At 70.2% G+C, this 13,306-nt stretch carries 13 protein-coding genes; 8 read left to right on the top strand and 5 right to left on the bottom strand.

What is annotated here, in order from left to right; translation table 11 throughout:
* The first annotated feature begins 91 nt into the window (after positions 1-91).
* From DFR72_RS43710 to DFR72_RS43695, 4 genes are read left to right on the top strand one after another with little or no spacing between them, the layout of a single operon-like run.
* Positions 92-709: a M15 family metallopeptidase gene (locus tag DFR72_RS43710; RefSeq protein ID WP_090064626.1), complete on the top strand. Its 618-nt coding sequence runs from the start codon at positions 92-94 to the stop codon at positions 707-709.
* The gene (alr, locus tag DFR72_RS43705) at positions 694-1,797 is read left to right on the top strand and encodes an alanine racemase (protein ID WP_245984047.1); all 1,104 of its coding nucleotides are present in this window, start codon (positions 694-696) and stop codon (positions 1,795-1,797) included. Before DFR72_RS43710 ends, alr begins: the two co-directional genes overlap by 16 nt.
* A complete protein-coding gene (locus DFR72_RS43700; protein WP_090064625.1) occupies positions 1,794-2,747 on the top strand; it encodes a D-alanine--D-alanine ligase family protein in 954 nt (317 codons plus the stop codon). Before alr ends, DFR72_RS43700 begins: the two co-directional genes overlap by 4 nt.
* Positions 2,744-3,805, top strand: coding sequence for an acyltransferase family protein (locus DFR72_RS43695; protein ID WP_114773993.1), 1,062 nt, complete (start codon positions 2,744-2,746; stop codon positions 3,803-3,805). The genes DFR72_RS43700 and DFR72_RS43695 overlap by 4 nt, the downstream gene beginning before the upstream one ends.
* Positions 3,806-3,918: 113 nt before the next feature.
* Here the strand turns inward: DFR72_RS43695 and DFR72_RS43690 are convergent, their stop codons facing one another.
* The 3 genes from DFR72_RS43690 to DFR72_RS43680 form a co-directional block, all read right to left on the bottom strand.
* Positions 3,919-4,206 (bottom strand): nSTAND1 domain-containing NTPase, encoded by a 288-nt coding sequence (locus DFR72_RS43690; RefSeq protein WP_090064624.1) that lies wholly within the window; start codon positions 4,204-4,206, stop codon positions 3,919-3,921.
* Between the two features lie 201 nt (positions 4,207-4,407).
* Positions 4,408-5,529, bottom strand: a complete 1,122-nt coding sequence (locus DFR72_RS43685; protein WP_211335782.1) for an ArgE/DapE family deacylase — start codon at positions 5,527-5,529, stop codon at positions 4,408-4,410.
* Positions 5,526-6,533 (bottom strand): pyridoxal-phosphate dependent enzyme, encoded by a 1,008-nt coding sequence (locus DFR72_RS43680; protein ID WP_245984044.1) that lies wholly within the window; start codon positions 6,531-6,533, stop codon positions 5,526-5,528. The genes DFR72_RS43685 and DFR72_RS43680 overlap by 4 nt, the downstream gene beginning before the upstream one ends.
* A 69-nt stretch (positions 6,534-6,602) precedes the next feature.
* Here DFR72_RS43680 and DFR72_RS43675 point away from each other — a divergent pair, with 69 nt between their 5' ends.
* Positions 6,603-6,833 carry a hypothetical protein gene (locus DFR72_RS43675; protein WP_090064622.1) on the top strand — a complete coding sequence of 77 codons (231 nt, stop codon included), beginning with the start codon at positions 6,603-6,605 and terminating at the stop codon, positions 6,831-6,833.
* A gap of 112 nt (positions 6,834-6,945) precedes the next feature.
* On the opposite strand, the gene DFR72_RS43670 is transcribed toward DFR72_RS43675, so the two are convergent.
* Positions 6,946-7,983 carry a glycosyl hydrolase gene (locus tag DFR72_RS43670; protein WP_211335780.1) on the bottom strand — a complete coding sequence of 346 codons (1,038 nt, stop codon included), beginning with the start codon at positions 7,981-7,983 and terminating at the stop codon, positions 6,946-6,948.
* Positions 7,984-8,349: 366 nt separating this feature from the next.
* On the opposite strand from DFR72_RS43670, the gene DFR72_RS43665 reads away from it, so the two are divergent.
* A complete protein-coding gene (locus DFR72_RS43665) occupies positions 8,350-9,375 on the top strand; it encodes a LacI family DNA-binding transcriptional regulator (RefSeq protein ID WP_090064620.1) in 1,026 nt (341 codons plus the stop codon).
* On the opposite strand, the gene DFR72_RS47650 is transcribed toward DFR72_RS43665, so the two are convergent.
* Complete coding sequence (locus tag DFR72_RS47650; RefSeq protein ID WP_256238374.1) at positions 9,376-9,507, bottom strand: hypothetical protein; 132 nt, start codon at positions 9,505-9,507, stop codon at positions 9,376-9,378. It abuts the gene before it with no gap.
* A gap of 42 nt (positions 9,508-9,549) precedes the next feature.
* Here DFR72_RS47650 and ligA point away from each other — a divergent pair, with 42 nt between their 5' ends.
* Complete coding sequence (gene ligA, locus DFR72_RS43660; protein WP_090064619.1) at positions 9,550-11,544, top strand: NAD-dependent DNA ligase LigA; 1,995 nt, start codon at positions 9,550-9,552, stop codon at positions 11,542-11,544.
* 1,067 nt (positions 11,545-12,611) lie between these two features.
* Positions 12,612-13,306, top strand: a 695-nt coding sequence (locus tag DFR72_RS43655; protein ID WP_147290353.1) for a transposase, incomplete at its 3' end; no start/stop codon positions are given.

Here is a 13,306-nt window from a genome sequence, read left to right as displayed (position 1 = left end):
CTGATGTCCACGCCTCCGATTCGGTCGTTCGGCGGGAGGGCGTGGCCTGGAGGAGGAGTCCTACGTGGACGCTCGTTCCTAGGTTGGCTGCATGACCATCCTGCTAGCCGATCCGGTCGTGCGCGCCGTCCGCGTGCTCGACAACGGGGATCCTTTGGTGCCATTGGACTACGCGCTCGGTGTGCTGGTGCGCGAAGGGCTCGCGCGGCGGCTCGACGTGGCCCGCGCGCTGCTCCCGTCCGGTGTGGACCTGCGGGTGGTCGAGGGGCACCGCACCGCCGCCGGCCAGAGCGCGATCATCGAGCGGTACAAGGCCGAACTGCGTGGGCTCCACCCCGCCGCCGACGAGGTCGAGCTCGACCGGTTGTCCAGCCGGTTCGTGGCACCGCTGGCCGTCGCGCCGCACGTCGCGGGCGCGGCCGTGGACCTGACGCTGGTCACGAGGTCGGGTGCGGAGCTGTGGATGGGCACGGAGGTCGACGCCACTCCCGAGGAGAGCGACGGCGCGTGCTTCTTCGGCGCGCCGGTCGACGACGAGGCCCGCCACAACCGGACGGTGCTGGCCGGTGCGCTGGCCGCCGCCGGCCTGATCAACTACCCGACCGAGTGGTGGCACTGGTCCTACGGCGACCGCTACTGGGCGTTGCTGACCGGCGCGGACCACGCCGTCTACGGACCGGTGGAGGTGCCTGCGTGGGCGCGCGCGTGACGAGCCTGCGCCACGCGGCCTCGGAGCCGGTGTTGCAGGTCGACCTCACCGCGGTGGCCGACAACACGAGACGGTTCGTCTCGTGGGCCCGTGGCGCGGTGATGGCGGTGGTGAAGGCCGACGGGTTCGGGCACGGGCTCGGCGACGTCGCGCGAACGGCGGTGGCCGCCGGTGCCACGTGGATCGGGGTCACCTCGCTGGCGGAGGGCGTGCGGGTGCGGGAGTCCGGTGTGGACGTTCCGGTGCTGAGCTGGCTCAACCCCGTCGACGTGGACGTGCGGACGGCCGTCCGGTACGGGATCGACCTCAGCGTGCCGAGCCTGGAGCACCTCGCCGCGCTGGAGGGCGGGGTGCGGGTGCACCTCCAGCTGGACACGGGAATGGCGCGGGACGGGGCCGCGCCGGAGACCTGGCTGTCGCTGATGTCGGCGGCACGTCGTGCGGAGCTGGCCGGGAGGGTCTCGGTCGCCGGAGTGATGGGACATCTGCCTTGTGCCGGCATGCCTGGAGCGAATGAGCACGGCAAACGGGCGCTGGCGCGGGGCGTCGAGATGGCGCGTCAGGCGGGGCTGCGGCCGCCGGTGCGGCACCTGGCGGCCACGAGCGCCGCGCTGACCGACCCCGGCACCCACCTGGACGTCGTCCGGATCGGGGCCGGGCTGGTGGGCATCGACCCGTCCGGGACCACCCGGCTGCGCTCCGCCCTGCGGCTCACGGCGCCGGTGGTCCAGGTGCGGCGGGTCCAGGCGGGGACAGGGGTCGGCTACGGGCACGCGCACGTCACCGAACGCGCGACGACGCTGGCGTTGCTGCCGGTGGGCTATGCGGACGGCCTGCCGCGCACCGCGTCGGCCCGGGCCGAGGTGTGGCTGGCCGGTCGTCGCCGGCCGGTCGCCGGGGTGATCTCGATGGACCAGGTCGTGGTAGACGCCGGGGACGACGAGGTGCTGCCGGGGGACGAGGCGGTGGTGTTCGGGCCCGGCGACCACGGCGAGCCGACGGTGCAGGACTGGGCCCGGTGGGCGGGGACGATCCCGCACGAGATCGTGACGGGCATCGGGGCGAGGGTGCGGAGGAACGTTCGATGAGGGGGATCCGCGTCGCCGTGATCGGCGGCGGGCAGAACTGCGAGCACGACGTCTCGGTGGCGTCCGCGAAGTCGGTCCGCGAGGCGCTCGACCCGGCGAAGTACGAGGCCGTGGCGCTCACGATCGGCCGCGACGGCCGGTGGCACGGCCAGGACGGCCAAGTGCTCGACACGCTGACGTCCGGCAGTCTCGCCGTCGCGCTCGACGTGCTGGCCACCTGTGACGTGGTGCTGCCGCTGGTCCACGGGCCGCTGGGGGAGGACGGCACGCTGGCGGGCCTCTGCGCACTGGCCGGCGTGCCGTACGTGGGCTCCCCGCTGCGGGCCGGTGCGCTCGCGATGGACAAGTGGGCCACCAAGCTCGTCGCCGAGGCGGTCGGGGTCCGCACGGCGAAGGGCGCGCTGGTCACCAACGCGTCCACTGTGGACTTCACAGGTCCGGTCGTGGTGAAGCCGGTGGCGGCGGGGTCGAGTTTCGGGGTGAAGCTCGTCGAGCGCGAGGAAGATCTCGAACCCGCCGTGCTCCAGGCGCTGGAACTGGACGACCGCGTGCTGGTCGAAGAGGTGCTGGACGGCCGGGAGATCGACATCGCGGTCCTCGACGACCCGGACGAGGGCCGCCGGACCGGGCCGCCGCTGGAGATCAGGGTTCCCGGCTTGTTCGACACGACCGTGAAGTACGACGGCAGCGCCCAGTTCGTGATCCCGGCGCCTCTGGCCGACACCGAGCTCAAAGCGTTGGAGGACGCGGCACTCAGGGTTTACGAGGCACTTGGCTGCCGTGGGCTCGCGCGGGTCGACTTCTTCCTCACCGGGGACGGGTTCGTGCTCAACGAGGTCAACACCATGCCGGGCATGACGGCGGAGTCGCAGGTGCCCAAGATGTTCGCGGCCACCGGACTGTCCTATCCGGACCTGCTGGACAAGCTCGTGCGGGGAGCGATGCGGTGAGGCGCATCGCCGGACTGGACGTGGTGCGGGGTATCGCGATCCTTCTCGTGATGCTGCGCCACGCGTTCCCCGACGTGTTCCCCGGTGCGGGCGTGGTCGGCGTCGTCGTGTTCTTCACCCTGAGCGGCTACCTGATCACCGGCGTCCTGCAGAGGGAGCTCACGAACACCGGCCGCGTCGACTTCAAGAGGTTCTACCTGAGGCGGGCGCGCAGGCTGCTGCCCGCGCTGGCGGCGCTGATCGTGGTCTTCGCCGTCGTCACGCTCGTGTTCGACCCGTTGGGGGAGCGCGACAAACTGCTCAGGACCGTGATCGTGCTGGTGACGTTCACGGGCAACCTGCCGATCAGCGGCGTGAGCCCGGCGGCGTTCCACGGCTGGACGCTCGCGACCGAGGAGCAGTTCTACCTGCTGTGGCCCGCGTTGCTGGCGTTCGCCCGGGTGCGCGACCGGACCGGCGCGGTTCTCGTCGTCACGGCTCTGGGCGCGCTCGCGGCGTGCACGGCGACGCTCGTCTGGCTGTGGCCGAACGCCGACAACGCCTACGCGCTGCCGACGTCGTGGTTCGTGTGCTTCGTGATCGGCGCCGCGACCAGGCTCAGGCTGACCACCGCGCCACGCTGGGCCGTGCCGATCGCCCTGACCGGGCTGGCGGTGCTCGCGGTGGTGCCTCTGCGCGGCCACGCGCTGACCTACCTCGTGGCGGGCCCGGCGATCGCGGCCTGCACGGCCGTCCTGCTGCTGGTGTGGTCGAAGTGGGAGCGGGTGGCGACGCCGGTCCGGCCGCTGGTGGCGCTGGGCGTCCTGTCCTACGGCGCCTACCTGTGGAACTACCCGCTCACCCTGTGGCTGCGCCCGGAACTGGGCGCCGCCGCCGGACCGGTCGCAGCGGTGCTCACGGTCGTGGCGGCGGCGCTCAGCTGGCGTTGCGTCGAGGAACCGGTCATGCGGCGCGGATCGCGGTTGTTCACCGTTGTTTCTTCAGCTCGCAGCCTCGACCGTGAAGAACCCCCTCCCGCTACGACAGGTGGCGAGGGAAGGGGGAAACATCATGAGTGACGAGGTGAAGCTGCCGCGGTCGTCCATCTGACGACGGTCAACGCGGGCAGGGCGGGGTGAGGTCGACGTCCGGGAAGTGGCGGTTCCGGTCGGGGCGGCGACATCGTCGGTGCTCATCGGGCCGACGGTGGGCTGGGCCCTGCCCATTGCCTCGACCAGCGCGGGAAGTCCGTGCAGTGGCCGTAGAAGTCGGCCCGCACGCCCAGCACCACCCGGTGCGCGGTCAGCCGGTCGACGAACCGCCTGCGGGTGTCGCGGTCCTCGCAGAGGGTGAAGATCTCCTCGAACTGGTCGACCACGAGAACGGTGTCCTCGCCGGCGTCCCGCAGAGCTCTGTCGCACTCGTCCAAGGGGCTGGGACCGGGCGCGAACAGCACGGCCTGGTCGCCGAGCCGGGGCATCAGACCGGCCCTGAGCAGCGACGACGCCGCCTCCGAGTAGTGCGTCAGCGAGCTGAGCCGCCGGTAGGTCGGGCTGCCCGCCCGTCCCGCGACGACCTGAGCTCCCGCGCGAACGCGAGCACCGCCGAGTCACCCGTGTCCAGCGGCCGTTCCTTGAGTGGCATCCCCGGTTCTACCCCTCGTGCTTCCCCAGGGGAGAACCTAGAGGCAGAAGTCGGTGATCGTGCCGGTCAGGACCTCGGTGAGCCGGTCCAGGGACGCCAGGTCGACGTACTCGGTGGCCGCGTGCGCGCCCGCGCCGTCGACGCCGAACAGCAGGCAGGGGATGCCGGCGCGGTCGAGCAGGGCGCAGTCGGTCCAGAACGGCTCCGCGCGGATGACCGGTGGTTCGCCGAGGTTCGCGATGAGGGTGCGGACGATCTCGGCTTCGGGGTCGGCCTCGAACGGGTCCCTGGCGAGGCCTCGGGTGAGTGTCGCGGTGAAGTCCGGGACGGTCGCGGTCAGGTGGTCGAGGATCGTGCGCAGCTCGTCCTCGGTCTGCTGCGGGGACTCTCCCGGGACCGTGCGGCGTTCGAGGGTGATCCTGCAGGACGACGGGTAGGTCGAGGCCTCCTCGCCGCCGCTGATCAACGACGCGTGGACCGTGCCGGTGCCGAGCAGGTGGTGTTTCGGGCCTGCGCTGAGGTCTTGGCCCAGCCGTTCCAGCACCACGAGGAAGTGGCCGGCCTTGGCGATGGCGTCGATGCCCAGTTCGGGGCGGGAGCCGTGGGCGGCCCTGCCTTCGACCTCGACGTCGAACCAGACGAAACCCTTGTGCGCCAGCGTGACTTCGAGGTGGCTCGGTTCGGTGACGATGGCGGCGTCGGCGGTGAAGCGTTCGAGCACCTCTTCCGTGCCGAAGCTGCCGTGTTCCTCGTCTGCCACGCACGCGACGATGACGTCGCCGCGCAGCGGGCGTTCGGTGGCTTTCGCGGCGGCGACCATCATGGCCGCGATGCCGCCCTTCATGTCGAACGTGCCGCGGCCGAACATCCTGCCGTTCTCGATGCGCGGGTTCAGCGGGTCGCCGTCGTAGCCCGCGAGGCCGACCGTGTCGACGTGGCCGTTGAGCATCAGGGACTTCCCGCCGCCGGTGCCCTTCCTGACGGCGACCAGCGACGGTCTGCCCGGACGTCGTTCCAGGCGGTGCACCTCGAAGCCGTGGGCGCGGAACCAGGTGGCGAGGAAGCCGGCGATCTCGTGTTCGCCGTTGCCGCCGGGGACGAGGTCGGGGTTGACCGAGTCGATGGAGACGAGTTGGGCCAGCAGGTCGCGTGGGTTCACGGGCGTCCTTCGGTGCTGATGAGAACGACGGTGTCGAGGTGGCCGAACTCGCCACGCATGGCGCGCAGTCCGGCGAGAGGTGCGGCGCCGCACGGTCCTGAATGGACGTTCTGTGCGTGGAGGTCCTGCATCGCTTTGGTGCATTCGGATTCGGAGATGGCCACGGCGGCGTCCAGGCCGTTGCGCAGATAGGGCCAGGAGGTGGCGGACGGTGTGCCGCAGTTGAGTCCGGCCATGATCGTGTCGCCGGTGGGCACGGTCCTGAGTTCGCCCGCTTTCAGGCTTGCGAGGACGCACGCGGCGCTGTCCGGTTCGACGGCGAGGATCCTCGTGCCGCAGTCGCGGCCGCGGTAGTGGGTGATCACGGCCTGCGCGAACGAGCCGACGCCGACCGGGACGACGACCAGGTCCGGTTCGCGGTCGAGCTGCTCGTCGATCTCGTGGCAGAGCGTGCCGTAACCCTCGACGATCCAGGCCGGAACCTCCTCGTAGCCGGGCCGGCCCATGTCCTGCACGAGGACCCCGTCCGCCTCGGCGGCTCTGGCGACCGCGTCGTCGTACGTGCCCTCGACCACCGTGACCTGGGCGTTCTCGGTCCGGATGGCCTCGATCGCCGGTTCGGGCACGGTGTGCGGCACGAAGACGTGGGCGCGCTGGCCGCGCAACCGGGCCATGCGCGCGACCGCCCGGCCGTGGTTGCCGTCGGTCGCGGTGGTTAGCGTGACCTGGGCCGTTCGCCGCTCGAGAACGCGGTGAACGGCCCAGGAAGCGCCGAGTGCCTTGAAAGCGGGCAGGCCGAGCCGGGAGGATTCGTCCTTGACGAACAGGCGGCCGATCCCGAGTTCCGCGGCGAGGGCCGGCACTCCGGTCAGCGGAGTGGGTGCGTAGCCGGGCAGCCCGGTGTGGAAGTCCCGTGCCCCGGTGGGCGCGGGAGGGCATCGCCAGCTGCGGGCCTCTGGCCGCGAGAACTTCATGCGGGACAGCGTGCGGGTGGTCCGGATCATCGGTCCAGCACATGTTCGTGACGTGTACCGGTGGAAGAATCCGACGAGTTGCGGTGAGGAGGTACTCCGGTGAGCGACGAGGAGCTGATCGTCGAGTTCGCGCTGGTGCGTCTCGACAACCCCGGCCTCGACCTGGAGGAGGTCGCCGCGCTCGTGGTGCGGCGGGTAGGTCCGGAGCGGATGGTCGAGTTCGCCGGGCAGACCCTGGTGCACCGCGACGAGCTGCGGGGAGCGGTGTTCCCGGCGGCCGTCGAGCACGTGCTGCGGGTGGTGCTGGAGTTGCGCGGGCCGCGCGACTGAGCCTCGTCGTGCTGGATTCGGTCACCACACCCATCACGACGAGGCCTCCACCAGCAGGCGCTTCGCGCATGTCTACGCGTCGAGCTGACTCCTGCCCGCTACCTCAAGCCGGTCACGGTGCGGCGCCGGGAATGGTGAACTCGCCTTGGTTCAGCGTGCGCGGGTGGAAGTAGCCCGCCTGGACCTCCGCCGGGGTGTTGTTGCCGCGCAGCTGTTCCGACCACACCATGAAGTAGCTCCAGCGGGTCTGGCTGTTCAGGAACGCGGCGTTCGGCACCTTGCCGGTCTCGGCGAGCGCGATGGGCTTGCCGCCGGCGACGTTCTGGATCTGCTGGTAGTCGCCGGAGCTGGGCAGCCCCTTGTACCAGACGTCCAGCGAGACCACGTCGACGTACTGGGCGCCGGGGTAGTACGACGCCCAGTTGGCCGTGGGGTTGTCCTGGACGTTCCACACCCAGATCAGGTTGTCGAGCCCCTTGGACACCAGGTGGTCGTGAGTGATGCGGTAGAGCTTCGCGCCGCCCTCCGGCCCCGGCCGGTTGCCCCACCAGTTCCAGGCTTCGTTCATCTCGTGCAACGGGCGGAACAGCACCGGCACGCCCGCGTCCTTGAGCTGCCGCAGGTACGGCACCGCCTCGTCCAGGCGGCGCTTCCACGCGTTGTTGAGCGCCGTGCCGTCGGTGACCACCTGGGTGAACTGGGCCTGGCTGATCTGCGTCTTCACACCGCCCTCGAACTGGCAGGTGCTGCCGCCGGTCGGCGTGCACACGTGCCAGGTCAGCGCGACGAGGGAGCCGTTGGCCCACTCGGTCTTGGCCTGGTCGACCACGCGCTGCCGGTTCGCCACGTCCTCGGGCCTGAACATCAGGTCACCGCCCCACAGGCCGGGGTACTGGCCGGTGATGTCCTTGACCTGCTGGGTGTACTGGCCGGGGTTGTTCGCCGGTTCCTTGTTGTGCTGGCCGGACACGACGTTCCTGCCGGTGATCGAGTTCAGGTAGTTGATCACGTTCTGCCGCGACGACCTGGGGAACGCCTGCGCCTGCGGCGAGACCGCGACGACGACGCCCAGGAAGGTCAGTACCGCGGCCAGGACCGCGCCGAACCGCTGTGCCACGCGCCGTTGAAGCGCTGTGGTGGTGTGTCGCACTTGCTCCTCCTCGTCAAACCCACTCTTCGTCGGGTGGGACCACGTGGCGGCTGCGGCGGCAAGCCAGTGATGCAGAGAACTAAAGCGCTTAATCTACTTCCTTCCCTCAACATAGAGGCGCGTTGCCGTGGATGTCCATAGAGCGTTTTAGTGCCGGAATCCGGAACCGGTTCAGCGGTGCGGTCGACGACCGCGGGGGCCAACCGAGGGGAATGCGTGCACCGCTACCCACCGTGAGCGCTCCAGGAGTCGTGGTCGCACGGTAACTCGCTCAAACGCTTTAGTTGTTGTGGTGGAACAGCATGTCCCCGACCGCTTGATCATGTGCGCTGCTATGTTGGGCTCTTCGAGCCGAGGGGGGTTCGCGTGAAGCGGCCGACGATCTCCGACGTCGCGCAACGCGCGGGAGTCTCGATCAGCGCCGCGTCGTTCGCCCTCAACGGGCGGCCCGGGGTCTCCGACCGGACCCGGCAACGCATCCTCGACGCCGCCGACGAGATCGGATGGCACCGCAACAGCGCGGCGCGTGCGCTGTCCGGCGGCACCACCAACGTGATCGGCATGGCGATCCCGCGCCCCGCCACGACCCTCGGCGTGGAACCGTTCTTCATGGAGCTGGTCAGCGGCATCGAGTCGGTGCTGGCGGTATCGGGTTACGCGCTGATGATGCAGGTGGTCGCGGGCGTGGACGCCGAGCTCCAGGTCTACCGGTCCTGGTGGGGCGGCCACCGGGTCGACGGGATCATCGTGGTCGACCTGCGCGGCGACGACCCCCGGATCGCCCTGCTGGAGGAACTCGCGCTGCCCGCCGTCGTGGTCGGCGGCCCCGCCGACGTGGGATCACTCCCGCACGTCTGGGCGGACGACGCCGCGGCGGCCACCGAGACCGTCGGCTACCTGGCCGCGCTGGGCCACCGCCGGATCGGACGCATCGCCGGCCTGCCCGACCTGCTGCACACGCGGCGCCGCGACGAGGCCTTCAGGCAAGCGAGCGCCACCTACGAGCTCGACTCGATCGACATCGTGCACACGGACTACACCGGACTCGAAGGCGCACAGGCCACGCGCAGGCTGCTCAGCTCGCCCGGACGCCCGACGGCGATCCTCTACGACAACAGCATCATGGCCGTCGCGGGGATGTCGGTCGCCGACGAGATGCGGCTCTCGGTACCCGAGGACCTGTCGATCATCGCCTGGGACGACTCGCAGCTGTGCCAGGTGATCCGGCCGGCGATCACCGCGCTCGCGCGCGACGTCACCGCCTACGGTGCCCGCGTCGCGCGACTGCTGCTCGACGTGGTGGGGAAGAACGGCGACGTCGAGCAGCGCGGAGTGCAGGTGCCGGCTCCCCGGCTCGTCCCGCGTTCGAGCACGGCACCTCCGCGACGCTGATCAGAGGTCCTCGACGGTCTGCCCGGTCAGCTCGACGACGCGGGTGGCACGACCTGCCGCGTCCGGCTCCCTTGCCTCGCCGCTGTCCGATGTGGAGCGCCTCCACCGCGACTCGAGCGGGGCTCCAGGCACGACCGTCCATTTTTGTCGGTGGTGCCCGGTAACGTCCCCTCCATGAGTGCTGCTGGGGATCGGATTCAGGAGCTCGCCGGCCGGATCGTCGAGCTGCGTGACGCGTACTACCAGGGTGAACCGCTGGTGGCGGACGCGGAGTACGACGCGATCGAGGACGAGTTCCGCGCCCTGGTCGCGAAGCACCCGAAGCTCGCGCCGAAGGACAACCCGCTCGACCACGTGGGTGCGCCGTCGGTGCTGCACGCGCCGGTGCGGCACTCACGGCCGATGTTGTCGCTGGAGAAGGCGAACAAGCCCGAACAGGTCGAGTCGTTCTTCTCGCGGTTCCCCGGTCAGCCCGTGGTGGTCATGCCGAAGCTCGACGGCCTGTCGCTGGCGCTGGTTTATGAGAACGGGCGCCTTGCGCGCGCGGTCACCCGTGGCGACGGCACGACGGGCGACGACGTCACGTTCCTCACGCGTGCGCTGTGCGACGGCGTGCCGGACAAGGTCGAGGCGCCGGGGCGGGTCGAGGTGCGCGGCGAGTGCGTGATGCTGCGCTCGACGTTCGACGCGTACAACGCGGCACACCCGGACAAGCCGTTGATCAACCCGCGCAACGCGGCCGCGGGCACGTTGCGCGCCAAGGACCCGAAGGCGGTCGAGGGCCGGCGCATGCAGTTCTTCGCGTTCGACCTGACGACGGAGCCGGAGAGCGCCGACTCCGACCTCGACGCGGGTCTGCGCAAGCTGGGGTTCAGCGTCGCGGAGATGGAGCACTGCTCCACCGCGGCCGAGGCCCAGGAGTTGATCGGCGGCATCGAGCAGGCCCGCAACACGCTCGACTACGACCTCGACGGCGCCGTGCTGCGCCTGGCGAACCGCGACGCGTTCGCCGCCGCGGGCACCCGTTCGTCGTCCCCGCGCGGCGCCATCGCGTACAAGTTCGCCGCCGAGGAGAAGACGACGGTGCTCAAGGACGTCGTGTGGGACGTGGGCAAGACGGGCAAGATCGCCCCGGTCGCGTGGCTCGAGCCCGTGTTCGTCGGCGGCACCACCGTCACCCGCGCGACGCTGGCCAACCAGGAGGTCATCCGCTCGCGCGGCATCAAGATCGGCGACACGGTCCTGGTCCGCCGCGCCGGCGACGTGATCCCGTTCGTCGCGGGCGTGCTCGACGAGTCGAAGCGCACCGGCTCCGAGAAGGAGATCGTCCCGCCGTCGGAGTGCCCGTCGTGCGCGCAACCGCTGACCGAGCAGGGCAACAGCCGCGAGCTGTTCTGCACGAACGCGGTCTGCCCCGCCCAGACCGTGCGCCGCCTGATCCACTGGTCGTCCCGCGCCGCAGCAGACATCGACGCCATCGGCCAGGTGTGGATCGAACGCCTCGCCGAGACCGGCGACCTGGTGAACCCGTCCGACTTCTACACGCTCACCAAGGAACGCCTGCTGGAGTTCGACCGCGTGGGCGAGGTCTCCGCGACGCGCATGATCGAGTCCATCGACCGCAGCCGTTCCGTGGGCCTGCGCCGCGCGATGATCGGCCTCTCGATCCCGATGGCCTCCGAGGGCACCGCGGCCCGCCTGTGCCGTGCGGGCTTCGGCTCCCTCGAAGCGGTGGCCGACGCGGGTGTCGAGAAGCTCGTGGCCGTGGAGGACATCGGCCAGAAGGTCGCCGAGTCGATCAACTTCCACCTGGCCCGCCTGCGTCCGGAGATCGAACGCCTGCGGGAACGCGGCGTCTCCCTGGAGGTGCGAGAAGAGGACCTGCCCCCGGTCGTGGTCGCCGGCGCACCCCTCGAAGGCAAGTCCGTCGTGATCACGGGTTCCATCAGCGACCCGCGCTCCGGCGAGAAGGTCACCCGCCCGACGTTCCAGAAGATGTGCGAACGGGCCGGCGCCACCGCCGCCTCCTCGGTCTCGGCCACCACCGACCTGCTCATCACGGGCGAGGGCGTCGGCGCGGGCAAGCTCACGAAGGCCGAGAAGCTCGGCGTCGAGGTGGTCGACCAGGGCGAGATCTGGACGAAGCTGATCGCCGCCGGAGTCGCCTGACCTCGCAGATACGAGGAAGCCCCCACGCTGCCTGGGGGAGGACGGCAGCCTGGGGGCGAGTTGAGGTGGTCGGTGCGGCGGTCGCCTCTCGGCGGTGTGCACGACGCGGTTCCGGGTGAGCGGTGTGCCGCGAGGGCTTCTGTGGTGGGGCCCGGGGACTCGTTCCGCACCGACCGTCTCGTACAACGGCGCGGGGTTCCGTTGTGTTTCCCGGTGATCTGTGTGCTCGCTCACCGGGTGACGTTGTGGCGTAAGGGATTGCCGGAAGAGGAAGGGCCCTCGGGCCGTCTGGGGGTGTACGGCTCGAGGGCTTGGCCTGGTCGGGCCCTGCGGCCCGTTGCACGCCGACCATCTGGCTCAGTGGTGCGGCGTAAAGGGATTGCGTTGGTGGGAAGGCCCTCAAGTCGCCGAGGGGGGTGTGCGGCTTGAGGGCGTGGTCTGTTGGTCGGTGCGGCGGTCGCCTCTCGGCGGTGTGCACGACGCGGCTCCTGCCGAACGGTGTTCCGCGAAGGCTTTGTGTTGGGGCCCGGGGACTCGTTCCGCACCGACCACCCCGTACAACGGCGCGGGGATCCGTTGTGTTCCAGGAGGATCTGTGTGGCCGGTCACCGTCGGCCACCTCGATCTTCTTGCTGTGCAAGAAGATCGAGAAGAACGGGTGGTCGGCGCGGCAGGAGAGGTCCGCGCCGACCGGACGCCCTCGAGCCATCCGTCGGGGGAGAGTGACGGCTCGAGGGCGAGTTCGGGAAGGCCGATGCGATCGGTCGCCTCTCGGCGAGTTGCTCGACGCGGTACCGGTTGTGCGGTGTTCCGCGAAGGCGATGAGGTGAGGCCCGGGGGACACGGACCGCACCGACCAACACGTATAACGGCCGCGGTGCCCGGAGTGTTTCCGGAACGGGCTGTGGGGTCGCTCACCGCTGTGCCGGTATCCCGCTAAACCCTGGTTCGCTTGTACTCCGGGGGAAAGACCAAGTGTGCGTGCAGGCTGTGGACGACGCTACGGCCCTGCGAATGTCTGGTTCCGGCCCCTTTGAGGTGACCCAGGCCGATGTACGGTCTGCTTCGTGAAGATCGTTGTGCAGGTGAAGCTGCTGCTGGACGCCGTGCAGGTGTCCGCGTTGGTGGCGACTCTGCATGGCTGCAACGAGTCTGCGGACTGGGTGTCGCGGGTCGCGTTCGAGCACGGGGTGTTCCGTGAGTACGCGTTGCGCAAGCACACCTATGCGGAGTTGAAGGCCCGCGGTCTGGGCGCGCAGTCAGCCCAGCACGTGATCAAGAAAGTCGCGGACGCCTACGCCGCGCTGCACGCGACCATCCGGTCCGGGAACCTCGGCAAGCCTGGCTCGAAGCGCCGGGTGAAGGCCGAGTCGAAACCGATCGGGTTCCGGCCGGATGCGGCGCAGCCGTTCGACGACCGGTGCCTGTCGTGGAACCACGACGCGGGCACGGTGTCGATCTGGACCACGGCGGGCCGGATGAAGGACGTGCGGTTCGCGGGTTCTCCGGATCAGCTCAAGACCCTGCGTGAGTACCGCAAGGGCGAGAGTGATCTGGTGCACCGCGACGGCATGTGGTTGCTGATCGCGACCTGTGAGGTGCCCGAGGGGCCACTGTTCGAGCCGGTCGACTGGCTCGGCGTGGACCGGGGCATCGTGAACCTCGCGACCACCAGCGACGCGGACGACTTCCAGGGCCGCAGGCTGGGCCGCTACCGGCGCTGGCACGCCCGCGTGCGCACCGAGTTGCAGGCCAGGCGAAC

Source organism: Lentzea flaviverrucosa, assembly GCF_003350445.1.
GTDB classification, from domain to species: Bacteria; Actinomycetota; Actinomycetes; order Mycobacteriales; family Pseudonocardiaceae; genus Lentzea; species Lentzea californiensis.
This window is presented reverse-complemented; position numbering and strand designations above follow the sequence as displayed.

Coding starts and splice junctions, on each gene's coding strand:
- ligA (WP_090064619.1), top strand. CDS start 9,550: ATGAGTGCTGCTGGGGATCGGATTCAGGAGCTCGCCGGCCGGATCGTC.
- DFR72_RS43690 (WP_090064624.1), bottom strand. CDS start 4,206: ATGCCCCGGCTCGGCGACCAGGCCGTGCTGTTCGCGCCCGGTCCCAGC.
- DFR72_RS43680 (WP_245984044.1), bottom strand. CDS start 6,533: ATGATCCGGACCACCCGCACGCTGTCCCGCATGAAGTTCTCGCGGCCA.
- DFR72_RS43710 (WP_090064626.1), top strand. CDS start 92: ATGACCATCCTGCTAGCCGATCCGGTCGTGCGCGCCGTCCGCGTGCTC.
- DFR72_RS43700 (WP_090064625.1), top strand. CDS start 1,794: ATGAGGGGGATCCGCGTCGCCGTGATCGGCGGCGGGCAGAACTGCGAG.